Genomic DNA, 22246 nt, shown 5'->3' with positions numbered 1-22246 from the left:
GGTCCTTCCGTAATCAGTGGATGGCTGTGGTGGTGGAGCAGGTGGAGCACAGGCCCCAGTAGATGACCTCGGCCTCGTCGATGGAGAAGCCCTGGTCGTCGGCCGCCGTCAGGCACGGGGTGGTCCCGACGGCGCAGTCGACGTCGGCGATGACGCCGCACGACCGACACACGAGGTGGTGGTGGTTGTCCCCGACCCGCGACTCGTAGCGCGCCCGGGAGCCCTGCGGCTGGATGCGACGGACCAGGCCGGCGGCGGTGAGCGCGCGCAGCACGTCGTAGACGGCCTGGTGGGAGACCTCGCCGAGATCCTCGCGCACGACCCGCAGGATCGAGTCGGTGTCGGCGTGGGGATGGTCGTGCACCGCGGAGAGCACCGCGAGCCGCGGACGCGTGACGCGCAGGGCGGCCCCGCGCAGCAGGCGTTCGAACTCCGGTGTCGGCACGGGTCCGAGTCTGGCCCTGTTTCTGGAATCAATCAAGAACAGTCTCAGTCTGCGACAGCCGGGGCACGGTCTCGGCGGGCGTGCGAGGGGGCGGGCCCGTACCCTCCTCCCATCGCCCCGGACCCCGGCGACGGTCCGTTCCGCCCTGCGCCGGGCCGCCGGGCCGCGACGATCGCCCGACGAGGGCAGACGAGGTCCGTGCGTCATGAGCGAAGCCCTGAGCGACGACCCGGCCACCGCCGTGCCGGGCGGGCCGGTCCTGTCGTTCGGTCCCGACGGGCTGGCGGCGGTGCGGCACGTCACGCGGGAGGGCGCGGCGGCGGCGGGGCTCGCGGCGGACCGGGTCGAGGACCTCGTGCTCGCCGTCAACGAGGCGGCGACGAACGCGATCGAGCACGGCGGCGGGAGCGGCACGGTCCGCTGCTGGACCGACGGCGCGTCGTTCGTCGTCGAGGTGCGCAGCCCGGCGGGGCCCCCGCTGCACGAGGACGCGGGCCGGACACCGCCCGACCCGCGTCAGCCGCGCGGACGCGGCCTCTGGCTGATGCGCCACCTCACCGACCGTCTCGAGATCGAGCCCGGACCGGTCGGCTCGACCGTCCGGATGCGGGTGCGCACCTGATCCGTCAGACGGCGGCGGCGACCCGGTCCTGGATCGAGCGGGCGAGCGCGCCGGCCCGGACCCGGGGACGCTGCTGCTCGCCCTGCAGCGCGCTGACGACGACGAGCGCGCCGGTGAGCAGCGGGAGCACCCACTGCACGACCCGCAGCTGTCGCTGGGCGTCGGCCACGTCGTCGGGGGTGCCCGATGAGGGCGTGACGCCGCCCGCGGCCGGCGCGCCGACGCCCTTCGCCGTGCGGGAGCCGAGCCACCCGGAGTAGGCGGTGGCCCCGAGCGAGGCGACGGTGAGGGCGGTCTTGACCGCGCTGGACGTCCCGACGCCGGGCTCGCGGCGGACGCGCTCGCGGTTGGCCGAGAGCATGCCCACCGCGCCGATGAGGTGGACCCCGATCGCCGCCGCGTTCACCGGCGCCCAGCGGGCCCATCCGGAACTGGCGACGCGCAGCCGCTCGGTGGGGTCGTGCACGTCGTCGGCCGCGCCGTTGACGCCGACCGCCCCCATCAGCGAGCCGCCGAACCAGGCGCTCAGGCCGAGGTCGTGCAGGCTGCGGACGAGGGTGTTGTCGTTGCTCATCAGGAGGATCTGCTCTCAGTAGTCCGCACGGAGATGCGTGCGGTGCCCGGCGGAACGCCGGTGGGGACCGGCGGATCGCCGGTCGGGGAGGGCGCCGGTGGATGCGGCCGCCGACCCCACGCTAAGCCCGTTCCGGCCCGGCGGCGACCCGACCGGGACGCGGTCGGGGCACCGGGTCGGCGTCACCGGGATCGCCGAGCAGGACGTCCAGCCCGGTGAGCCGGAGGACCCGGGTCGCGGCCCGGGTGGCGCGCGTGAGGACCAGCCGGGCCCCGCACGCGTCGAGCACCTCGCGGGCGTCGACGAGCACCGCCACCCCCGCGGCGGACAGCAGCCGCAGCCCGGCCAGGTCGACCACGACGAGCGCGGCGCCGGCCGCGGCGCACTCGTGCAGGACACCGCGGAACCGATCCGCGCAGGCGGCGTCGAGCTCGCCGGCCGGCACGACGTCGAATCGGCCGTCGACGCCGCTCGCCGCGACGTCGAACAGGCAGCGGCGCTGTGATGACGGGCGCTGCGATGATGGGCGCTGCGGGGATGCCGGAGAGAACCCGGTCACGGTCCGCCCTCGTTCCTCTCGGGATGGGGCACGGCGTGGCTGGGGTCTCAACCGCGGCCCACCGTAGGTGACGGGGGCGGGGTCGGCGACCCGGCGGCCCCGATCGGGTCGGCGGCTGGTGCCGGGTGCGCCGGGCGAGCAGGGTGGGCACATGGTCCCCCCGCCGTCCGCGCCGCTGCGGCCGATGCTGGCCACCGCGGGCGCCGCGCCGGTGGTCACGGCGGGGTGGGCGGTGGAGTTCAAGTGGGACGGGGTGCGGGCGATCGTCGCCGGCACCCCCGACGGCGTGACCCTGACCAGCCGCAACGGCAACGACGTGACCGCCGGGTACCCGGAGCTCGTCCGCGCCGGGTCCGTCGGCGGCTGGGCCGCGGGCCGGTCGGTCGTGCTCGACGGGGAGCTGGTCGCGCTCGACGGGGCCGGCCGGCCGGACTTCGGGCTGCTGCAGCACCGCATGCACCTGCGCCACCCGGCCCCCGAGGTGGTGGAGCGGGTGCCGGTGGCCCTGTACGTGTTCGACCTGCTCGAGATCGACGGGGAGAGCCTGCTCCGCGAGCCCTACGACGTGCGCCGCGGCCGCCTCGACGAGCTCGGCCTGGGGGAGGTGCCGGGCGTGCAGGTCCCGCCCTCGGTCCCCGACGTGCCGGCCGTGCAGCTGCTGGAGGTGGCGCGGGCGCACGGGCTGGAGGGGATCGTCGCGAAGCGCCGCGCGTCCCGCTACGAGCCGGGCAGGCGGTCGTCGGCGTGGGTGAAGACCGCGCTGCTGTCCGCACAGGAGGTGCTGGTCGCGGGCTGGACGGCGGGGGAGGGGCGGCGCGCGGGCGGCGTCGGGGCGCTGCTGCTGGCCGCCCACGACGGCGCGGGCCGGCTGCGGTTCCTCGGCCACGTCGGCACCGGGTTCACCGACGCGGTGCTGCGCGACCTGCACGCGCGGCTCGCCCCGCTGCACCGCGACACCAGCCCGTTCGACGCCGACGAGGTGCCGCGCGAGTACGCCCGGCCCGCGCACTGGGTGGACCCCGTGCTGGTCGGGGAGGTCGAGTACCGCACCCTCACCCACGACCACCGGCTCCGGCACGCCGTGTGGCGCGGCCTGCGCCCGGACCGGGACCCCGACGAGATCGTGCTGCTCCCGCGCGTCCCGCGCGCGTAGCTCCCGGATCAGCCCGTCGCGTGCCGGTGGGCCGCCGCGACGATCCCCGCGACCACGTCGACCTCGCCCGCGTCGCGCGGGCCGGGGACCAGCACCGTCCCCGAGTGGACCCGCACCCCCGCGAGCGGGTGCGGCACCGCCCACCCCTTCGCGATCGCGTCGTAGGCCAGCTCGTCGGGCAGCGCGGCGTGCAGGCTGCCGTCGGGGTCGGGGTGCAGGTGGGCGAACTCGCCCAGGTCGGGGAGCAGGTACGCGGAGTCGGGGCCGGTGGCGGCGGTGCGGTCGAGCAGCAGCGAGCGCGTGCCCTCCGGGCCGACGGTGGCGGCGGCCGTGGTCACGGCGTCGAGCGCGGTGAGCCGCGTCCAGAGCTCCTCCTGCAGCGCGGCGGGCGCGGTCTGCGTCACCTGGCTCTGCGGGGTCGTGGTCGTGACCTCGGGCGGGGGCCCGCCGCGGACCGGGAGGCGGCCGCCGGGCACGGTCGGCCACGGCGGCTCGTCGCCGTCGGGGAGCGGGTTCTCGCCGTGGGCCCGGATGTGGTCGAGGCGGTCGCCGAGCCAGGTGCCGAGGTGCCCGACGACGGCCCCGACGAGCTGGTCCCCGCCCGGCTCGCGCTCCGCCCACAGCGGCGCCCCGCTCTCCTTCGCCAGCCAGTCCCAGGTGCGGGCGAGCAGCGGAGCCGGGGTGCGCACGTCGTCCTGGCCGTGGGCGAGGAAGACCGGCATCCCGGAGAGCGCGCCGCGGTCGGTCTTGAGGCCCGAGTCGAGCGGCAGGGCCCCGTAGATGAGCCCGGCCCCGGCGAACCGCTCCGGGGCGGTGAGCATCAGCGCGCCCGCGAACGTGACGCCCTCCCGGAAGCCGATGAGCAGCACCGGCCGGTCCGGGTTGCCCTCGGTGTCGAGCCAGTCGAGGAACCACCGGCAGGTCAGGGCCAGGTCGTCGGCGTCGGGCGGCTCGTCCCCGGTGTCGGTGAACCACGCGTAGCCGCTGCCCAGCTGCAGGGGCCCGCGCACCGCGACGTACGCGACGGGGCCGTGCGGCAGCCACGGGGAGATCTCGATCAGCGAGTGCTCGCTGGTGCCGCGGCCGTGCAGGGCGACGACGAGCGGGGCCGCCGGATGCTCGGTGCCCCACCGCGCGACCAGTGGGATGTCGGCCGGTCCGGCGAGGCGTTGGTCACCCATCGCGCCACGGTAGAGGCGGGCGCCGGGTCGGCCGGTCTCAGTTCGATACGGCGTCTCATCCCGGGACGTTCCACGTGGAACAGGGGCCCCGTCACTAGCATGTGCCGCATGATCCTGATCAACGTCAAGTTCCCGATCCGCCCCGAGAAGGTGGACGAATGGCTGGCCCTGGCCGAGTCCTACGCGGCCGCGGTCAACGCGGAGGAGGGCTGCGTCTTCTTCGAGTGGTCGCGCGGCCTGACGGACCCGCTCGACTTCGTCACCATCGAGTGCTTCCGCGACGGTGACGCCGGTGGCGCCCACACCAAGACCGCGCACTTCGCCGACTTCGTCGAGAAGGCCCCCGACCTGGTCTCGCGGCAGCCGCAGATCATGTACGTCGACGACGAGCAGGTGAAGGGCTGGGGCCCGATGGGCGAGATCACGCCCCGCTGACGTGCCCGGTCCCGCGCGGGTGGGGCCGGCCCGCCGCGCCCGGCGGGCCGGCCGCCCCGCGCCCCGGGGCTGCACCCCGGTCCGCTGATCCTCAGCCCATCCGGCGCAGGCCCCGCCGCTGCAGCTCGGCGAACACCGCGACCGCGCCGGCCTGGACCAGGACGACGGCGACGCCGAGCCCGGTGAGCACCTGCCCGGCCAGCACGGCGACGAGCACGCTGGCGACCACCCAGGCCGCGTTGCCGACCACGACCGTCCGGGCGGCGGGCCGCGGGATCCGGCGGCGGGCGGCGAGCACGAGCAGCCCGGCCGCGAACACCACGAAGAAGGCGCCGACCCCGACGAGCACGGGGGCGGGCGGGCCGAGCAGGTCGACGAGCAGCGGGGTCGCCGCGAGGGCGAGCACGCCCAGCGCGCCGGAGGCGGTGGCGTCGATCCGCAGCGCGAGCCGCAGCGGGGCGTCGGAGGTCGTGGGGGCGGTGGACGCGGTGGAAGTGGTCATGCGACGACTGTCGTGCAGCGGGGGTCGTCGGGTCGATGACCTGCGGGGTAAACGGACAACGGCCCGCCGCGCACCGTTGCGCAGCGGGCCGTCGAGTCCGGCGTGGATCAGCCGATCTGCTGGTTCTGGGTGACGGACTCGCCGGCCGCGGCGCTCTGCGCCAGTTCGAGCATCATCTTCGCCATGTCGGCCGCAGCGAGCGCGCCGACCTGGTTCTGGCCGACGCCGTCCGGGGTCGGGCCGCTGACCTGGTCGAAGCCACCGTCCATGTTGACGATGCCCTCGGTGGACGGGGCCTCCGGCAGGGCCGGGGCGCCGGGCAGGGCCGGGGCCTCGGGCAGCCCCTCCGAGATCGGCAGCGCGGGTGCGGCGGGCAGGCCGTCGGTGCCGGGCAGGGCGGGCAGGCCGTCGGTGCCGGGGAGGGCGGGCAGGCCGTCGGTGCCGGGCAGGGCAGGGAGCCCGGGGAGCCCCGGGAGCCCGGGCAGGCCGCCGCCCTTGCCGCCGTCGACGGGCAGGGTGGGCAGCGCGAACGCGTCACCGGCGGGGAGCTCCGGCGCGGCGGTGTTCACGGACGGCATCTCGACGTTGAACAGGCCGGGGACGCTCCAGCCCTCGGCGGACGGGAGGCCGGGCGCGGCCAGGTCGCCGGGGGCCGCGTCGGCGCCGGGGGCGGCCGGGGCCTCGGGCAGGGCGGGCAGGCCGTCGGTTCCGGGGAGCTCCGGGAGCTCCGGGGCGGCGAAGGCGTGGCCGGCGAGGCCCACGCCCAGTGCGGCGATTCCGGCCGCTGCGGCGGTGGTGCGCAGGCTGCGCCGAGCAAGGCTGCTCATGCGGGAAGTCCCTTCAGACGCGATCGTTGTCAGACCGGATAACGAAACGTTCTGCAACCAGTTGTGCACTTAACGTGGCCGTCATCGTCTTTCACTCGTTATGGTGGGCATCGCGAGAACCCCGGCGTGTCGGACATCATCGACACCGTGACGGTGGTGGCGAGGCTCGCGGCGGCAGGCGCAGGTGTGGGGATCGGGTCCGCGCTCGGCGGGATCGGCTGGTTCTACTCCGGGGTCCTGCTCGACACCCGCCGGCAGCTGGTCTATCCGGAGCAGGTGCTCGCGGTCAGCGCCACGACGGTGACGCTCGCGGAGTCGCGCCTGACCCGCCAGCCCGGTACGTGGGGCCTGCGCTGGGTCGGCGGGCTGGCCCGGATGGGGCCGGTCGACACGGTCGCGGACGGCCGCGTGGTCCGCCCGCTGGTCGGCGGCGACGTGCCCGTCGTCGGCACCGCCGCCGTCCTCGACACGGGCCCCTGGGACGACCCGGCGGCCCGCGGCCACCGCTACTCCGACGTCGAGGTCGACACCCCGCTCGGCCCGGCGCCCGCCTGGCTCGTCCCCGGCCCGGCGTCCCCGGCCGGCGACGGCCCGGACGTCGACACCTGGGTGATCGCCGTGCACGGGCGCGGCGGCACCCGGCGCGAGGCGCTGCGGGTGCTGCCCGCGCTGCACGCGCTCGGCCTGTCGGTGCTCGTCGTCAGCTACCGCAACGACGGCGACGCCCCGGCCAGCCCCGACGGCCGCGACCACCTCGGCGACGCCGAGTGGGAGGACGTCGAGGCCGCGGTGCGGTTCGCCCGCGCGCGCGGCGCCCGGCGGATCGTGCTCTACGGGTGGTCGATGGGCGGCGCGATCACGGGGGCGTTCCTGGACCGCTCGACGGAGGCGGGGACCGTCGCCGCCGTCGTCTGGGACGCGCCGCTCGTGGACTGGATGGCGACCCTGCGCCAGCAGGCCCGCAACCGCAGGCTGCCGCCCGGGCTCACGCCGCTGGCCGCCGCGATCACCAGCCGGCGCATCCGGATCGACTTCGGCCGGTTCGACCTCGCCCGGCGGCCCCCCGCCGTCCGGCCCCCCACGCTGCTCTTCCACACCGACGACGACACCTCCGTGCCGGTCACCGCCAGCCGCGCGCTCGCCGCCGCGGCACCCGGACTGGGGTGGCCGCTGCGGTACGTGGAGGTCGCCGGACCGGAGCACACGGCGGCCTGGAACGCCGATCCGGCCGCCTACGAGGGCACCGTGACGACCTTCCTCTCCGACGTGCTGGCACGATGGGGTGCGTGACGGAACCAGGCAACGCCAAGAACACCGCGACGCTGCGGACCTCCGAGGGCGACATCGTGATCACCCTCTTCCCCGACCACGCGCCGAAGACGGTCGCGAACTTCGTCGGGCTCGCCACGGGTGAGGGCGACTACAGCCAGCCCAACGCCAGCGGCGGCGACTCCGGCCCGTTCTACGACGGCTCGGTCTTCCACCGCGTCATCAGCGGCTTCATGCTGCAGGGCGGCGACCCGACCGGCACCGGCCGCGGCGGCCCCGGCTACCAGTTCGGCGACGAGTTCCACCCGGAGCTGCAGTTCGACCGCCCCTACCTGCTGGCCATGGCCAACGCGGGACCCGGCACCAACGGCTCGCAGTTCTTCATCACCGTGGGCCCCACGCCGCACCTCAACCGCAAGCACACGATCTTCGGTGAGGTCGCCGACGCCGACTCGCGCGCCGTCGTCGACACGATCGCGGCCACCAGCACCGACCGGTCCGACCGGCCGCTGACCGACGTCGTCATCCAGAAGATCGAGATCTCCTGAGCGACGCGCCGTGACGTACCCCGCCGGCCCGCCCGCCGGAGCTCCGGCGGTGTGCGTCCGCCACCCCGACCGGCCCACCGGACTCGCCTGCACCCGCTGCGGGCGTCCGGCGTGCCCGGAGTGCCTCCGGGAGGCGTCGGTGGGGCACCAGTGCGTCGACTGCGTCCACCAGGGGCAGCGGGAGGTGCGCCGCGGCACCACCGTCGCGGGCGCCGTCCCGGGGGCGCGACCGGTGGTCGTGCCCGCCCTGGTGGTGCTCAACCTGCTCGCCTTCGCGGTCACGGCCGTGCAGGCGGGCGGCATCGCGTCCAACTTCCGCTCGGCGCTGTTCGTCGACTGGGCGCTCTCGCCGGGCACGGTCGCCGCCGGGGAGTGGTGGCGGCTCGTCACCTCGGGCTTCCTGCACATCGGCCCGCTGCACATCGCGTTCAACATGTTCGCGCTGTGGGTGATCGGCCGGGACATGGAGACCCTGCTCGGCCGCGGCCGGTTCCTGGCCGTCTACCTGCTGGGGATGCTCGGCGGTGCGGCCGCGGTGATGCTGCTCTACGGGCCGGACGAGTACGTGGCCGGTGCGTCCGGGGCGGTGTTCGGCCTGATGGGCGGGCTCGCCGTCGCCCTGCTGCGGCTGCGCAGGCCGCTCAACCAGGTCGTCGGGCTGCTCGTGGTCAACCTCGCGCTGGGGTTCTTCGTCCCCGGCATCTCCTGGCAGGCCCACGTCGGGGGCCTGCTCGCGGGCGCCGCGGCCACCGCCGTGCTCGTCTACGCCCCGCCGGCCCGGCGCACGCCGCTGCAGGCCGGGGGACTGGCCGCGATCGCCGTCGTCCTGCTGGTCGTCATCACCGCGGGCGCGGTGCTAGCGGGGTCGTAGGTCCAGCAGTTCGGGGGCCACGTCCTCGGGATCGGCGCCGAGGTCGAGGCGGCCGAACAGCAGCAGCCGCTCGCCGCCGTCGGGGGTGACGGTGTCGACCTCCAGCAGCGAGCTCTCCCGGCCGAACCGGCGCGTCCGCAGCACGCGCACGCCCTGCACGAGCGGCCACGGATGGTGCCGGGCGCGCAGCAGCCCGCCGACGGTCAGGCCGTCGGCGTCGACCCGCAGGCGCGGCCGGGCGCGCGTCCCGTACAGGGCGGCGAGGGCCAGCCCGGCCGCCGCGCAGCCGGCCAGCAGGCGGCCCGTGGGATCGGCCCCCGAGGTCGTCAGCAGGACGCACCACGCCGTCGCGGCGACCGCGGCGAGCCACCCGAGCACGACCAGTCCGGCCGCCGGACTCCAGGTCCGAACGGCCGATCCATGATCACTCACGGTAGTTTGTCCACAGCACTTGTCCACACTGGGGACTACTTACAGTCATGTATTTCCGCTGCTCAGCGCCATCTCATCGTCATCAGAAGCCCGATTACGATGAGTGAGAAGCCGATGAGGAAGTTGAACGGGCCCAGCGCGGCCATCCACGGGATGTAGTCCACAGCCAGGTAGTTGACCACCAGCCAGACGAGCCCGAGCAGCATCAGACCGAGGAAGACGGCGACGTAGATCGGGTTCGTGGGGCCCTTGACCTTGACCGGCGTGGTCGTCCGCTTGTCGCCGGGGGGCGGGACGTAGGCGGCCTTCTTGCGGACCTTGCTCTTGGGCATCTGCAGACCTCGTGAGACGGCGTCTCCGGCGCGCACCGCACCGGACTCTGGGCCCAGGCTATCGCGCGCACGGCTTCCACCAGCACTCCCGCTGTTCCCCGCTCCCGGCGGTCGCCGCACCGCGGCCGCGCGGCTCGCGCAGCGGCCGGGCGTCAGGCTCGGGCGCTCAGGGCCGCCGTCTCCGCGGTCAGGGCCTCCACGAGCGGCTCGGGGGCGGGATGGCCCGCGCCGGCCATCCAGGTGGCGAGCATGCGGTGACCGAACTCGGTGAGCACGGACTCCGGGTGGAACTGCACGCCCTCGATCGGCAGCGACCGGTGCCGCACCGCCATGATCACGCCGCTCTCGGTGCGGCCGGTGACCTCCAGCTCCGCGGGCAGGGTGTCGGGCCGGATGGACAGCGAGTGGTACCGCGTGGCGACGAACGGGTCGGGCAGCCCGGCGAGCACGCCGGCCCCCTCGTGGTGCACGAGCGACGTCTTGCCGTGCAGCAGCTCGGGCGCCCGCTCCACGACCCCGCCCCACGCCACCCCGATGGCCTGGTGGCCCAGGCAGACGCCCAGCAGGGGCACCTCGCGGTCGGCGCAGCGCCGGATCGCCTCGACGCTCACGCCCGCCCGCTCCGGCACGCCCGGGCCGGGGCTGACGAGCACGCCGTCGACGTCGCCGAGCTCGTCGAGGTCGACCTCGTCGTTGCGCCGCACCGTCGTCTCCGCCCCGAGCTGGGCCAGGTACTGGACGAGGTTGTAGACGAAGCTGTCGTAGTTGTCGATCACGAGCACGCGCATGGGCACCAGTGTGCCCCGGCGCGCCACTCAGTTCCCGCCGAAGAATCCGCCGCCGGCGTCGCCGATCGTGATGACGAGCTCGTCGCCGTCCTCGAAGGGCTGTCCCTCGGCGATCGACTGCTCGATGACCCGGCCGTCCTGCGAGCTGTCGCTCACGCCGCGCTCGCGCTGGTCGACGTCGCCCAGGCTGATCCCGGCCTGCTGGATCGCGCGCAGGGCGTCGCTGCGGTCGAGCCCGACGAGGTTGGGCACCGTGGCCTGGTTGCCGCGCGAGAGCTGCAGCGTGACGGTGGACCCCGGTGCGGCCTGGGCGCCCGCCGCCGGGTTGGTGCCGAGCACGTCGCCGTTGCTGCCGCCGCCGTCGACCTGGGTCTCGCTGACCTCGAAGCCGGCCGCCTCCAGCGTCTGGGTGGCCTGCTCGCGGCTCTGGCCGCTCACCGACGGCACGGCGACGGTCGTGGGCCGGGTGCCGATGACCACGGCCACCGCGCTCCCGCCGGGCGCGTCCGCACCGGCCGCCGGCGTCGAGCGGATGATCCTGTCGATCAGCGCCTCGTCGGTGGTCTCCTCGGGCGTCTGCTCGCCCAGGGTGAGACCCCGGGCGGCCAGTGCGGTCTGGGCGTCGGCGAGCGAGAGGCCGGCCAACGGGGGCACGGCGGCCACCGCGGGCCCGGACCCGACGAACAGGGTGACGGCCCGCCGCTCCTCGACCTGGGTGGCCGCGACCGGGTCGGTGCGCACGACGCGGCCCTGGTCCTCGACCGAGGACTCCTCGGGTTGGACCGTCGGGTTGAGCCCCGCGTTGATCAGGGCGGTGCGCGCCGCCTCCTGCTCCTGCCCGACGACGTCGGGCATCGCGAACTGCTCCGGCGCCGCCGGACCCCCGAAGATCTGGTACGCCACGAACCCGATGAGGGCCAGCGCGACGGCCACGGCCGCCGCGATCCCGACGGTCCGGCCGGTGTTGCGGCGCGGCTCCTCGTCGTCGTAGTAGGCCGGGGCCGACGGCGGCATCGTGTGCCGGCCGCCGCCGTTGACCCGCCGCGTCGGGCCGGTCTGGCTGGCGAGCATCGCGGTGCGCTCGTCCTCGCTCATGACCGTGGGCGCCATCGGCGCCTGCCCGCTGCGGACGCGCACGAGGTCCGACCGCATCTCGGCGGCGGACTGGTAGCGGTTGGCCGGGTTCTTCGACAGCGCCTTGAGCGCGACGGAGTCGAGCGCGGCGGGGATCGACGGGTTCAGCTCGGACGGGTGCCGCGGGTCCTCGCGGACGTGCTGGTAGGCGACCGCGACGGGCGTGTCGCCGGTGAACGGGGGCTCCCCGGTGAGCAGCTCGAACAGCACGCACCCGGCGGCGTAGACGTCGGAGCGGGCGTCGACGGCCTCGCCGCGCGCCTGCTCGGGCGAGAGGTACTGCGCGGTGCCGATGACGGCCGCGGTCTGCGTGACGTTCTGGCCCTCGCCCAGCGCGCGGGCGATGCCGAAGTCCATCACCTTCACCGCGCCGGCGTTGTTGATCATGATGTTCGCGGGCTTGACGTCGCGGTGGATGATCTGGTGGCGGTGGCTGAAGTCGAGGGCGGCGCAGACGTCGGCCATCACCTCGATCACCCGCTGCTGGCTCATCGGACCGGTGGTCTTGACGATGTCGCGCAGCGTCTGGCCGTCGACGAACTCCATGACGATGTACGGGAGCGGCCCAACCTCGCTCTGCACCTCGCCGGTGTCGTACACGGCGACGATCGCGGGGTGGTTGAGCGCCGCGGCGTTCTGCGCCTCGCGCCGGAAGCGCATCTGGAACTGCGGGTCGCGGGCGAGGTCGGCGCGGAGCACCTTGATGGCGACGTCGCGGCCCAGCCGGGTGTCGAGCCCGTGGTGGACCTCGGACATGCCGCCGTAGCCGAGCGTCTCGCCCAGCTCGTAGCGCTCGGACAACAGTCGGGGGGTGGTCATCGCGCCCTCTGGGAGGTTCGGGTGGACGAGGTCATCATGCCGGGCGGGGTGTGCGTCCGGGGTGTACCGACGACCCGTGGAGCGCCGGTCGGCGGGTTGTGCGGGTTCACCGGACGACTCCGTTGTCGATCATTCCGGCGGACGCCGCCCCCACGGACGTCACGACCCGGATCCCCGCACCTGCGCCGGGGTCGCCCCCGCCGAGAGCGCGGAGCACGAAGATGCCGAACACCACCGCGGCGACGGTCAGCAGGACGAACAGGACGATCAGCAGGCCCCGACCCGGCCCGGCGGTGGGCTGGAGCCGCAGCGGTTCCGTCGGCGGCGCGGGCCGGCGGGCGGGTGTGTAGGGCTGGTCGCCGATGTAGAGGTCCGCGTCGTCGTCGTGGGCGACCTGTGGCTCCTCGGCCCGGTACCGGTCGGGTGCGTACCGCTCGTCGGGCGTGAACGCGGGCGGCGGCACGGGCGCGGTGCGGCGGGTGCGGGGCTCCACCGCGGCCGACCCGCCGTGCGGTGTGAACCCGGACGGCACCGGCATCGCCTCGCCGCGCCGGACGGCGGCCACGGCCTCGGCGAACTCCCCGCCGGTGGCGTAGCGCTGCGTCGGGTCCTTGACCAGCACCGACTCGATCAGCTCGCGGGCCTTCAGCGGGATCGTGTCCGGCAGCGGCGGCGGTTCGTCGCGCACCTGCATCATCGCGACGGCCACGGCGCTGTCGGCGCGGAACGGCCGGTGCCCGGCGAGGCACTCGTAGCCGACGATCCCGAGCGAGTAGACGTCGCCCGCCGGCCCGGCCTCGGCGCCGCTGGCCTGCTCGGGGGCGATGTAGTGGGCGGTGCCCATCACCATGCCCGAACGCGTGACCGGCACGGCGTCGGCGGCCTTCGCGATGCCGAAGTCGGTGATCTTGATGAGGCCGTCGGTGCGGACGAGGATGTTGCCCGGCTTGACGTCGCGGTGCACGAACCCGCGCTCGTGCGCGGCCTGCAGCGCGCGGGCGGTCTCCTCGATGATCCGCAGCGTCTCGGCGGTGTCGATCGGGCCGCGGGCGATGACCGCCGACAGCGGCTCCCCGCGCACCAGCTCCATCACCAGGTAGGCCGTGCGCCGTCCGCTGTCGGACGGGTCGTCCTCGCCGTAGTCGTGCACCGCGGCGATGCCGGTGTGGTCCAGCGACGCCACCGTGCGCGCCTCGATCCGGAACCGGTGCAGGAACTCCTCGTCGTCGGAGAGCTCCGGCCGCAGCACCTTGACGGCCACGCTGCGCCCGAGCCGGGTGTCGGAGGCCTCCCAGACCTCGCCCATCCCGCCGACGGCGATGCGCCGGTCGAGCTGGTACCGGTCGGCGATGAGCACCCCGGCCGCGAACGCCCTCACCGGAGCCCGCCGATCACTGCGCGCCCCGTCACTGCGCACCCCGTCACTGCGCATCCCGTCACTGGGACCCCCGCAGCGCCGCGCCGATCACGGCCCGGCCGATCGGGGCCGCCACGGCCCCGCCGGTGGCGGCCAGGTTGTTGCGGTCGCCCCCGGACTCCACCAGTACCGCGACCGCGACCTGCGGGTTCTCCGCTGGCGCGAAGGCGACGTACCAGACGTGCGGCGGCGTCGACTTGGGGTCGGTGCCGTGCTCGGCGGTGCCGGTCTTGGCCGCGATCTGGACGCCGCGGATCTTGCCGGCGCCCTGGTAGCTGTTCTCGTTGTTGACCATCAGGTCGGTGAGCGTCTGCGCGACGGCGGGGCTCACCGACTGGCCGAGCTGGTCGGGCTGGGTGGTGTCGAGGGTCTCCAGGTCCTGGCCCTGGATCTCCGAGATCAGGTACGGGGCCATCAGGCGCCCGTCGTTGGCGATGGCGGCGACGATCATCGCGTTCTGCAGCGGGGTGAGCGCGACGTCGCGCTGTCCGATGCTCGTCTGCTGCAGGGCCGCGGTGCTCTCGATGTCGCCGATCGTGGACGGGACGACGCCCATCGGGATGGCGAGGTCCTCGGTGCCGATCCCGAACGCCTCGGCCTGGTCGCGGATGGCCTGCTCGCCGAGCTGCTGGGCGAGCTCGGCGAACGCGGTGTTGCAGGAGCGCTGCAGGGCCTCGCGCAGCGACGCGGTCGCCGCGGTGCCGCAGGCGTTGCCGTTGAAGTTCTGCAGCGGCGTGGCGGTGTCGGCGAGGGTGATGCTGGACGCGGCGGTGAGCTGGCTGTCCGGGGTGTAGCGGCCGCTCTCCAGCGCCGCGGCGACGTCGATCAGCTTGAAGGTCGACCCGGGCGGGTAGATCTCCTGGATCGCGCGGTTGGTGAGCTGCGGCGGCTCGGCCGAGGTGTACTCCGCCCAGGCGTCCTGCTGGGTCTGCGCGCTCTGCGCGGCCAGCGGGTTCGGGTCGTAGGACGGCGTCGAGGCCATCGCGAGGATCGCGCCGGTGGCCGGCTGCAGCGCCACGACCGCACCGGTGTAGCCGGCGTCGGACAGCGCGTCGTAGGCGGCCTGCTGCACCGCCGGGTCGATCGTGGTGACGACGTTGCCGCCGCTCGGGTCCCGGCCGGTGATCAGGTCGGACAGGCGGCGGGTGAACAGCCGGTCGTCGCTGCCGTTGAGCACGTCGTTGGCCGCGCGCTCCAGGCCGCCCGCGCTGTAGACCAGCGAGTAGTACCCGGTGACGGACGCGAACGCCGGCCCGTCGGGGTACTCGCGCTGGTAGGGGTACTGCCCCTCGGTCTCGACGCTGCGGGCGAGCACCTGCCCGCCCTGCGCGCTGATCTGCCCGCGCTGGCGCGAGTACTCCGCGAGCAGGACGCGCTGGTTGCGCTGGTCGGTGCGGTAGTCGCCGGCCTTGACCACCTGGACGTAGGTGAGGTTGGCCATGAGCAGCAGGATCATCGCCATCACGGCGATCGCGATGCGGCGGACGGGAGTGTTCACAGCCGGGGACCGATCATGAGGGCCGCTCCACCAGCTCGGTGCCGGCCTCCGCGATGGGCGGCAGCGGCGTGGCCGGGCGGCGGGGGAGCGGCGCGCGGGCGGCGTTGGACACCCGCAGCAGCAGCGCCACCAGCGCGTAGTTGGCGACCAGGGAGCTGCCGCCGTAGGACAGGAACGGCAGCGTCAGGCCGGTCAGCGGGATCAGCTTCGACGCCCCGCCCGCGACGATGAACACCTGCAGGGCGAGGGTGAACGCGAGCCCGGTGGCCAGCAGCTTGCCGAAGCTGTCGCGCACGGCGAGCGCGCTGCGCAGGCCGCGGGTGATCAGCACCAGGTAGATGACCATGATCGCGGCGAGGCCGATCAGGCCGAGCTCCTCGCCGAGCGAGGACAGCATGAAGTCGCTCTCGGCGAACGGCACCAGCTCCGGGCGGCCCGCGCCCAGCCCCGTGCCGCCGAGCCCGCCGGTGCCCAGGCCGAACAGCGCCTGCCCGATCTGGAAGCCGGCGCCGTCGAAGTCGGCGAAGGGGTCGATCCAGACCTGCACGCGGGTGCGGACGTGTCCGAACAGCTGGTAGGCGACGATCCCGCCGGCGGCGAAGAAGGACAGCCCGATGAGCAGCCACGAGACGCGCTCGGTGGCGGTGTAGAGCAGCACCAGGACGATCCCGAAGAACAGCAGCGACGTGCCGAGGTCGCGTTCGAGCACGAGCACCCCGACCGAGAACGCCCACGCCACGAGCAGCGGTGCGAGGTCCCGGGCGCGGGGGAGCTCCATGCCCAGGAAGCGGCGCCCCGCGGTGGAGAACAGGTCGCGCTTCTGCACGAGGAACGCCGCGAAGAAGATGATCAGCAGGATCTTCGCGAACTCGCCGGGCTGGATGGAGAAGATGCCCAGGCGCAGCCAGATCTTCGCGCCGTTGACCTCGGAGATCGACGACGGCAGCACGCCCGGCAGCGCGAGCAGGATCAGCCCGGCGAACCCGGCGGTGTAGGCGTACGCCGCGAGCTTGCGGTGGTCGCGCACGATCCACAGCACGGCGACGAACAGGACGAGCCCGACGCCGGTCCACGCGACCTGGCGCGGCCACAGCAGCGTCGGCAGGTCGTTGCCCAGTGCGACGGCGCGGTCGGCCTTGGCCAGGTCCAGCCGGTAGATCATGACCAGGCCCAGCCCGTTGAGCAGGGCCACCGCGGGCAGGATCAGCGGGTCGGCGTACGGCGCGAGCCACCGGACGGCGACGTGGGCCGCCACCAGCAGCGCCAGGTAGGCCGCGCCGATGAGCAGCAGGTCGATGGTGAGCGTCTGCTCCTGGTTGGCCTCGACGAGGATCAGCGCGCCGGTGACGAGCACCGCGGCGAACGCGAGCAGCACGAGCTCGATCGTGCGGCCGGTCGGCGGGCCCGCCTGTTCCCGCGCCCCGCCCTTCGTGCCCAGCCCGACCACGTCAGCCCACCGGCCGGCAGTTGATCCCCGGCTCGGGCGGCACGCTCGGCAGCGGAGTGGTGCCGTAGTCGGGGAAGGTCACGTCGGGCAGCGTCGGGACGAGCGCGGTCTCGGGCGTCTGCGCGGTGGGGGCCGGGCAGGGCGCGAGCATCTTCGTGCGCAGCCGCTCGACGACGCCCTGCGCTCCCTCGAGGCCCGCCGCGTCGATCCCGCCGCGGACCAGGGAGCGGTCGGACTCGGTGAGGTCGTCGAGCGCGATGTCGGTGCGCTCGGCCACGGTGTGCAGCGGAACGCCCAGCACGTCGCCCTGCACGCCCTGGAAGATCGTGACGCGGTCGGTGTCGGCGCCCACGTAGTACTGCTGGAGCACCCAGATGCGGGCGAGCAGCCCGCCGCCGACGAGCACGACCAGCACCGCGAGCGCGGCGATCAGCAGCCGGGCGCGGGAGCGCTTCGCGGCCGGGGCCTGCGCGGCCGGGGCGGTCCGCTGCGGCGCGGGCCGGGTCATGGTGGCGGCGGAGGCGCGCGCCGCCGAGGAGTCGGGCCGCGCGACGTCGTCGTCGCGGCCGTCGCCCGCCGCCCCGCCGACGATCGGGGCGTCCTCGCCGAACTCGATGTCGAGGACGTCGGCGACGATGCAGGTGATGTTGTCGGGGCCGCCGCCGCGCAGGGCGAGGTCGATCATCCGGTCGGCGCACTCGCGGGGGTCGCGGTAGCCGCGCAGCGTGTCGGCGAGCGTCTCGTCGCTCACGACGCCGGACAGGCCGTCGGAGCACAGGAGGTAGCGGTCGCCCGCCCGGGCCTCGCGGATCGTCAGCGAGGGGTCGATGTCCTGGCCGGTGATGGCGCGCAGCAGCAGCGACCGCTGCGGGTGCGTGTGCGCCTCCTCCTCGGTGATCCGGCCCTCGTCGATCAGCGACTGGACGAACGTGTCGTCCTTCGTGATCTGGGTGAAGGTGCCGCCGCGCAGCTGGTAGGCGCGCGAGTCGCCGATGTGGACCAGGCCCAGGCGCGAACCCGCGAACAGGATGGCGGTGAGCGTGGTGCCCATGCCCTCCAGGTCGGGGGCGTCGCGGACGTGCTGGGTGATCGCGGCGTTGCCCTCGACGGTGGCGTCGCGCAGCTCGCGGAGCAGGTCGTCGCCGGGGTCGTCCTCGTCGAGCGGGGCGAGCGCGGAGATCACCAGGGACGAGGCGACCTCGCCCGCGGCGTGACCGCCCATGCCGTCGGCGAGGGCCAGCAGCCGGGGACCGGCGTAGACCGCGTCCTGGTTGTTCTGCCGGACGAGCCCGCGGTCGCTGCGGGCCGAGTAGCGCAGGACCAGCGTCATCGGGCGGCTCCGGCGGCTCGGTCGGCGGGCCCGGAAGGGAACCGGTTCATGATCGGAGCTCGATCACCGTCTTGCCGATGCGGACAGGGACTCCCAGGGGGACCCGGGTGGGTCCGGTGACCTTAGCCCGGTCGAGGTACGTCCCGTTCGTCGACCCGAGATCCTCGACGTACCACTCCTCTCCCTGCAGGGAGATGCGTGCGTGGCGGGTCGAGGCGTAGTCGTCGTCGAGCACCAGGGTGGAGTCGTCGGCCCGGCCGATGAGGATCGGCCGGGAGTCCTCCAACGACACCCGGGTGCCCGCCAGCGCGCCCGCCGTGACGAGCAGTTGCCGGGGCGTGCGGCCCCGGCTCCCGCCGCGGGGCGCCGCCCGACCGCCTCCGGGCAGCATCGACCGGAGCCCGGACGCGGCGTACAGATCCGACCGCACCACCCGGAGCGCGACCAGCACGAACAGCCAGAGGAGGGCGAGGAAGCCCGCCCTGGTCAGCTGCAGCACCAACTCCGGCACTCGCGGCGAACTCCGTTCTGGGGTCTTGTGCGGTGACTACTGGGTCCGGAAGACCAGGCTCGAGTGCCCGACCCGGATCACGTCACCGTCGTTGAGCTGCCACGTCTGCACCGGGTTGCCGTTCACGGTGGTGCCGTTCGTGGAGCCGAGGTCGGTGAGCGTGGCCGACTGACCATCCCAGCTGACCTCCAGATGACGGCGCGACACGCCGGTGTCCGGAAGGCGGAACGCCGACTCCTGGCCGCGGCCGATCACGTGGCTGCCCTGGGTCAGCTCGTAGTTGCGGCCCGAGCCGTCGTCGAGGCTCAGCGTGGCGGAGTAGCCCTGCTGGCCGTAACCCTGCTGGCCGTAGCCCTGGTCGTAGCCCTGCTGGCCGTAGCCCTGCTGCTGGCCGTAGCCCTGGTCGTAGCCCTGCTGGCCGTAGCCCTGCTGCTGGCCGTAACCCTGGTCGTAACCCTGCTGGCCGTAGCCCTGCTGCTGCCCGTAGCCCTGGTCGTATCCGGGCTGGCCGTAGCCGGGCTGCTGCCCCGCGTAGCCCTGCTGCTGGCCGTAGCCCTGGTCGTAGCCCTGCTGCTGCCCGTAGCCGCCCTGCTGGCCGTAGCCCTGCTGGCCGTAGGGGTCGGGGGCGCCGCCCTGCTGCCCGTAGCCCTGCTGCTGGCCGTAGCCCTGCTGGCCGTAGGGGTCGGGGGTGCCCGGGGCGCCCGCCTGCTGGCCGTAGCCCTGCGGGGGCTGCTCGCCCTGGTCGTACCCCCCCTGGCGCTGGTCGTAGGCGGGAGGGGCGTACGTCTGCTGCCCGTATCCGCCGGGGGCGGGACGGTCGTAGCCGTACTGCCCGTTCTCCTCGGGGTGGCCCGGTTGCTGGCTCATGGGTGCTTCTCCTGCGTCGCGTGCTCGAGTGGCGTCCTGACGGGAAGCGTCGGGGTCCACGGACGAGCGGGTGCGGAACTGTCCCGTGTGCAGCGCATCGGAGCGCTCCAGAAAGACTACGACCTCGCCGTAGGTGTCCCATCCCTGGTCGGCGAGTTGTTCGGTGACGTAACTCGACAGCGAGTCCACGATCTGCGCGGTGTCACCGGCCATGCGATCGAAATCGGCGGGCCCGAGCAGCACGGTGTAGCGGTTCGGCGCCAGGAGCCGTCCCCCCGCCAACTGCTCGATGTGGTCCTCGGCTTCCCGGAGCAGCCCCTGCATGACCTCCTGGGGTACGACGCTGCCACCGAAAACCCGTGCGAAAGCGTCGCCCACCATCCCTTGTAGACGGCGCTCGAACCTTCCGACGCGGCCCAACCGATCTTCCTCCGTTCACGACGGCGTGTTGCTGACAGCACCGATCGTATCTGTGCTACCCCCCAGAGTGCCGCCCCCCGATGCGGGGGTCTGCGACGGGGGGTGCGCCCGCCCGTGCTAGCTTTCCTCCTGCCAGGGCGAGTGGCGGAATGGCAGACGCGCACGGTTCAGGTCCGTGTGTCCGAAAGGACGTGAGGGTTCAACTCCCTCCTCGCCCACAACATCATCTACGGGCCTCCTCCGAGGCCCCGTGGCCCGCCGGTCTCCAGGCCGAGGCCCTCCCCGGGACCGTTACGGGTCCGAGACCTGATCGCCGAGCACGACCGTGGCGTCGCCGAGCGGTAGCCGATCACCGCTGCACCGCCGGCCGGTCGGGGTGATCGGCCAGCACCAGCAGGTCCGCGTGGCCCGCCGGGTCGCGCTCTGCGGCGTACCGGGCGTGGGCGGGCAGCGTCCAGTGCTCCGACTCCGGCAGCCTCCTGGCCAGCGCGGCCGGGCCCATCCGCAGGTGCACCGCGAGGTCGAACGGCAGCCCGCGACCCAGCAGCAGCGCGCCGGCCACGATCACGACCCCGCCGGGCGGGAGCCGGGTGTAGCCGTCGCGGAACGCGCGGTCGGCCGCGGCGTCCCACAGGCGCGGCAGCACCCGGCCCGTCGACGCCGCCGGGTCGAGGACCTCGCGGCGCAGCCCGGCGTCGTCGAGCCAGCCGTCGAGGAGCTCGTCGGGGTCCTCGCGGCCGTGCTCCAGCCGCACCGACGCGGGCCGCAGGTAGTCGGCCGCGGCCACCACCACCGCGGCCCGCCCGCGCGTCCGCAGGTCCTCGGCGACCTGCCCGGCGAGCACCTCCGGGTGCGTCGGGGGCGGGCCGTCGACGGCCAGGCGCACCCGGCCCGGCCGGGCGTCGACGAGCCCCACGACCTCGACGGCCAGCCGGTCGGGCGTCAGCGGGGTGACCTGCACGGACTACTGCCGGTATCCCTCGACGGTGTCGGCGTCGCGCTCGGTGGCGCCGTCGGGGTCGAGCCCGGCCCGGCGGCGGGCGTCGCGCTGGCGCAGCAGGTCCCAGGTGCGGTCGAGCTGCACCCCCAACCGGTCGAGGCGCTCCTTCTCCTCGGCCGAGAGCGCCGAGCCGATGTGGGCCCGCTCCAGGCGGTGCTCCTCGGCGACCAGCTCGTCGATGCGGTGGTGCAGTGCCTCGTCGTCCATGGCCCCGATGCTCCCAGGTTCGTCAGCCCTGTGCGGCCAGCAGTGCCCCGCTGGCGTCGAGCACCTCCAGGTGCGTCACCACCGGCTCCTGCGACGGCCGCGCACCGCCGAGGGCCCGGTCGACGGCCGGGTGGATCCGCTCGTCGAACGCGCGGGCGCAGTGCTCGCGGGACTCCCACACGTCGATGTAGCGCAGCCCGCCGTCCGGGCGCCGGACGCACAGGTGCAGCAGCTGGCCGTCGAGCGGTTCCGGGCCGAGCTCGTCGGTGATCCGCCGGTAGAGGTCGGCGTCGATCGGCACGTCCTGGGTGAAGGCGTAGACCACGGTCCGCTCCCTGGGTTGATCCGAATGCAGTTCGGACGAATACCGGTAAGGTTGGCGCCGATGGGCGACGACGTCAAGGGGCGGCGGGGGTACCGGGCCCCGCGGCGCGCGGAGCAGGCGGCCGGCACCCGGCGGGCCGTCCTCGACGCGGCGCGCGAGCTGTTCCTGGCCCGCGGGTACGCGGCCACGACCGTCGCGCAGATCGCCGAGCGGGCCGGCGTCAACGTCGACACGCTCTACGCCTCGGTCGGGCGCAAGCCGGTGCTGCTGCGCGAGGTGGTGGAGACCGCGATCTCCGGCACCGACCGGGCGGTCCCGGCCGAGCAGCGCGGCTACGTGCACGCGGTCCGGGCCGCGGCAGGGGCGCGGGCGAAGATCGGGCTCTACGCGGCGGCCGTCGCGGAGATGGGTCCGCGCACCGCCCCGATCCTCACCGCGCTGCGCGACGCGGCCGCCCGTGACCCGCAGTGCGCGCGGCTGCGCACCGAGATCACCCGGCGGCGGGCGGCCAACATGCGGCTGTTCGCGGCCGATCTGCGCGCCACCGGCGAGCTCCGCGGCGACCTCACCGACGACGAGGTCGCCGACATCGTCTGGAGCACCAACTCGGCCGAGTACTACGTGCTGCTGGTCCACGAGCGGGGCTGGACGCCGGAGCGGTTCGGGGAGCACCTCGCCGACCTGTGGTGCCGGATGCTGCTGGCGCCGGGACGCTGAGCGGCTGGACACTGGA

General features: G+C 74.4%; 26 protein-coding genes and 1 tRNA gene. 8 read left to right on the top strand and 19 right to left on the bottom strand.

The features are described from left to right. Positions 1 to 13 precede the first annotated feature (13 nt). Entirely contained in the window at positions 14 to 445 is a 432-nt protein-coding gene (locus tag H6H00_RS08165; RefSeq protein WP_185720705.1) for a Fur family transcriptional regulator, read from the bottom strand. A 205-nt stretch (positions 446 to 650) separates the two neighbouring features. On the opposite strand from H6H00_RS08165, the gene H6H00_RS08160 reads away from it, so the two are divergent. Continuing rightward, positions 651 to 1067, top strand: coding sequence for an ATP-binding protein (locus H6H00_RS08160; protein WP_185720704.1), 417 nt, complete (start codon positions 651 to 653; stop codon positions 1065 to 1067). A gap of 4 nt (positions 1068 to 1071) precedes the next feature. Here the strand turns inward: H6H00_RS08160 and H6H00_RS08155 are convergent, their stop codons facing one another. Further along, positions 1072 to 1641: a hypothetical protein gene (locus H6H00_RS08155; RefSeq protein ID WP_185720703.1), complete on the bottom strand. Its 570-nt coding sequence runs from the start codon at positions 1639 to 1641 to the stop codon at positions 1072 to 1074. Between the two features lie 121 nt (positions 1642 to 1762). Further along, the gene (locus tag H6H00_RS08150) at positions 1763 to 2200 is read right to left on the bottom strand and encodes an STAS domain-containing protein (RefSeq protein ID WP_185720702.1); all 438 of its coding nucleotides are present in this window, start codon (positions 2198 to 2200) and stop codon (positions 1763 to 1765) included. 151 nt (positions 2201 to 2351) lie between these two features. Between H6H00_RS08150 and ligD the strand changes: the two genes are divergently transcribed. Further along, on the top strand, positions 2352 to 3353 hold the full coding sequence (ligD, locus tag H6H00_RS08145; protein WP_255425638.1) for a non-homologous end-joining DNA ligase: 1002 nt from the start codon (positions 2352 to 2354) through the stop codon (positions 3351 to 3353). An 8-nt stretch (positions 3354 to 3361) separates the two neighbouring features. Here ligD and H6H00_RS08140 read toward each other — a convergent pair whose 3' ends face one another. Then, positions 3362 to 4534 carry a luciferase domain-containing protein gene (locus H6H00_RS08140; RefSeq protein WP_185720701.1) on the bottom strand — a complete coding sequence of 391 codons (1173 nt, stop codon included), beginning with the start codon at positions 4532 to 4534 and terminating at the stop codon, positions 3362 to 3364. A gap of 108 nt (positions 4535 to 4642) precedes the next feature. On the opposite strand from H6H00_RS08140, the gene H6H00_RS08135 reads away from it, so the two are divergent. Further along, positions 4643 to 4969 (top strand): putative quinol monooxygenase, encoded by a 327-nt coding sequence (locus H6H00_RS08135; RefSeq protein ID WP_185720700.1) that lies wholly within the window; start codon positions 4643 to 4645, stop codon positions 4967 to 4969. A gap of 91 nt (positions 4970 to 5060) precedes the next feature. Here H6H00_RS08135 and H6H00_RS08130 read toward each other — a convergent pair whose 3' ends face one another. Together H6H00_RS08130 and H6H00_RS08125 are read right to left on the bottom strand one after the other, a co-directional pair. After that, positions 5061 to 5471: a hypothetical protein gene (locus H6H00_RS08130; RefSeq protein WP_185720699.1), complete on the bottom strand. Its 411-nt coding sequence runs from the start codon at positions 5469 to 5471 to the stop codon at positions 5061 to 5063. 107 nt (positions 5472 to 5578) lie between these two features. Next, a complete protein-coding gene (locus H6H00_RS08125) occupies positions 5579 to 6298 on the bottom strand; it encodes a hypothetical protein (protein ID WP_185720698.1) in 720 nt (239 codons plus the stop codon). Between the two features lie 126 nt (positions 6299 to 6424). Here H6H00_RS08125 and H6H00_RS08120 point away from each other — a divergent pair, with 126 nt between their 5' ends. The 3 genes from H6H00_RS08120 to H6H00_RS08110 are packed head-to-tail and all read left to right on the top strand — an operon-like array spanning position 6425 to position 8986. Continuing rightward, a complete protein-coding gene (locus H6H00_RS08120) occupies positions 6425 to 7588 on the top strand; it encodes an alpha/beta hydrolase family protein (protein ID WP_255425637.1) in 1164 nt (387 codons plus the stop codon). Beyond that, positions 7576 to 8115, top strand: a complete 540-nt coding sequence (locus H6H00_RS08115) for a peptidylprolyl isomerase (protein WP_185720697.1) — start codon at positions 7576 to 7578, stop codon at positions 8113 to 8115. The genes H6H00_RS08120 and H6H00_RS08115 overlap by 13 nt, the downstream gene beginning before the upstream one ends. A gap of 10 nt (positions 8116 to 8125) precedes the next feature. Continuing rightward, the gene (locus H6H00_RS08110; RefSeq protein WP_185720696.1) at positions 8126 to 8986 is read left to right on the top strand and encodes a rhomboid family intramembrane serine protease; all 861 of its coding nucleotides are present in this window, start codon (positions 8126 to 8128) and stop codon (positions 8984 to 8986) included. Here the strand turns inward: H6H00_RS08110 and H6H00_RS08105 are convergent. The 10 genes from H6H00_RS08105 to H6H00_RS08060 form a co-directional block, all read right to left on the bottom strand. After that, complete coding sequence (locus tag H6H00_RS08105; protein ID WP_255425636.1) at positions 8972 to 9364, bottom strand: PH domain-containing protein; 393 nt, start codon at positions 9362 to 9364, stop codon at positions 8972 to 8974. The genes H6H00_RS08110 and H6H00_RS08105 overlap by 15 nt on opposite strands. Before the next feature lie 116 nt (positions 9365 to 9480). After that, a complete protein-coding gene (crgA, locus tag H6H00_RS08100; RefSeq protein ID WP_185720694.1) occupies positions 9481 to 9750 on the bottom strand; it encodes a cell division protein CrgA in 270 nt (89 codons plus the stop codon). 152 nt (positions 9751 to 9902) lie between these two features. Further along, entirely contained in the window at positions 9903 to 10538 is a 636-nt protein-coding gene (locus tag H6H00_RS08095) for an aminodeoxychorismate/anthranilate synthase component II (protein WP_185720693.1), read from the bottom strand. Positions 10539 to 10565: 27 nt separating this feature from the next. After that, positions 10566 to 12491: a Stk1 family PASTA domain-containing Ser/Thr kinase gene (pknB, locus tag H6H00_RS08090; RefSeq protein ID WP_185720692.1), complete on the bottom strand. Its 1926-nt coding sequence runs from the start codon at positions 12489 to 12491 to the stop codon at positions 10566 to 10568. A gap of 106 nt (positions 12492 to 12597) precedes the next feature. Beyond that, a complete protein-coding gene (locus tag H6H00_RS08085; RefSeq protein ID WP_255425635.1) occupies positions 12598 to 13869 on the bottom strand; it encodes a protein kinase domain-containing protein in 1272 nt (423 codons plus the stop codon). Positions 13870 to 13927: 58 nt separating this feature from the next. After that, positions 13928 to 15406 carry a peptidoglycan D,D-transpeptidase FtsI family protein gene (locus tag H6H00_RS08080; RefSeq protein WP_185720690.1) on the bottom strand — a complete coding sequence of 493 codons (1479 nt, stop codon included), beginning with the start codon at positions 15404 to 15406 and terminating at the stop codon, positions 13928 to 13930. 13 nt (positions 15407 to 15419) lie between these two features. Next, complete coding sequence (locus H6H00_RS08075) at positions 15420 to 16853, bottom strand: FtsW/RodA/SpoVE family cell cycle protein (protein WP_379540067.1); 1434 nt, start codon at positions 16851 to 16853, stop codon at positions 15420 to 15422. A 1-nt stretch (position 16854) separates the two neighbouring features. Then, on the bottom strand, positions 16855 to 18183 hold the full coding sequence (locus tag H6H00_RS08070; protein WP_185720689.1) for a PP2C family protein-serine/threonine phosphatase: 1329 nt from the start codon (positions 18181 to 18183) through the stop codon (positions 16855 to 16857). Between the two features lie 46 nt (positions 18184 to 18229). Continuing rightward, positions 18230 to 18694, bottom strand: coding sequence for an FHA domain-containing protein FhaB/FipA (locus H6H00_RS08065; RefSeq protein WP_185720688.1), 465 nt, complete (start codon positions 18692 to 18694; stop codon positions 18230 to 18232). Positions 18695 to 18730: 36 nt separating this feature from the next. Continuing rightward, the gene (locus tag H6H00_RS08060; RefSeq protein ID WP_185720687.1) at positions 18731 to 19981 is read right to left on the bottom strand and encodes an FHA domain-containing protein; all 1251 of its coding nucleotides are present in this window, start codon (positions 19979 to 19981) and stop codon (positions 18731 to 18733) included. 135 nt (positions 19982 to 20116) lie between these two features. Between H6H00_RS08060 and H6H00_RS08055 the strand changes: the two genes are divergently transcribed. After that, positions 20117 to 20199, top strand: a tRNA-Leu gene (locus H6H00_RS08055). 131 nt (positions 20200 to 20330) lie between these two features. On the opposite strand, the gene H6H00_RS08050 is transcribed toward H6H00_RS08055, so the two are convergent. The 3 genes from H6H00_RS08050 to H6H00_RS08040 are packed head-to-tail and all read right to left on the bottom strand — an operon-like array spanning position 20331 to position 21513. Beyond that, a complete protein-coding gene (locus H6H00_RS08050) occupies positions 20331 to 20942 on the bottom strand; it encodes a nucleoside/nucleotide kinase family protein (RefSeq protein WP_185720686.1) in 612 nt (203 codons plus the stop codon). Between the two features lie 3 nt (positions 20943 to 20945). Continuing rightward, positions 20946 to 21188 (bottom strand): DUF2630 family protein, encoded by a 243-nt coding sequence (locus H6H00_RS08045; RefSeq protein WP_185720685.1) that lies wholly within the window; start codon positions 21186 to 21188, stop codon positions 20946 to 20948. Between the two features lie 22 nt (positions 21189 to 21210). Then, positions 21211 to 21513, bottom strand: coding sequence for a hypothetical protein (locus H6H00_RS08040; protein ID WP_185720684.1), 303 nt, complete (start codon positions 21511 to 21513; stop codon positions 21211 to 21213). A gap of 60 nt (positions 21514 to 21573) precedes the next feature. Here H6H00_RS08040 and H6H00_RS08035 point away from each other — a divergent pair, with 60 nt between their 5' ends. After that, complete coding sequence (locus H6H00_RS08035) at positions 21574 to 22230, top strand: TetR/AcrR family transcriptional regulator (RefSeq protein WP_185720683.1); 657 nt, start codon at positions 21574 to 21576, stop codon at positions 22228 to 22230. Positions 22231 to 22246: the final 16 nt, after the last annotated feature.

It is taken from the genome of Pseudonocardia petroleophila, from assembly GCF_014235185.1.
GTDB classification, from domain to species: Bacteria; Actinomycetota; Actinomycetes; order Mycobacteriales; family Pseudonocardiaceae; genus Pseudonocardia; species Pseudonocardia petroleophila.
This window is presented reverse-complemented; position numbering and strand designations above follow the sequence as displayed.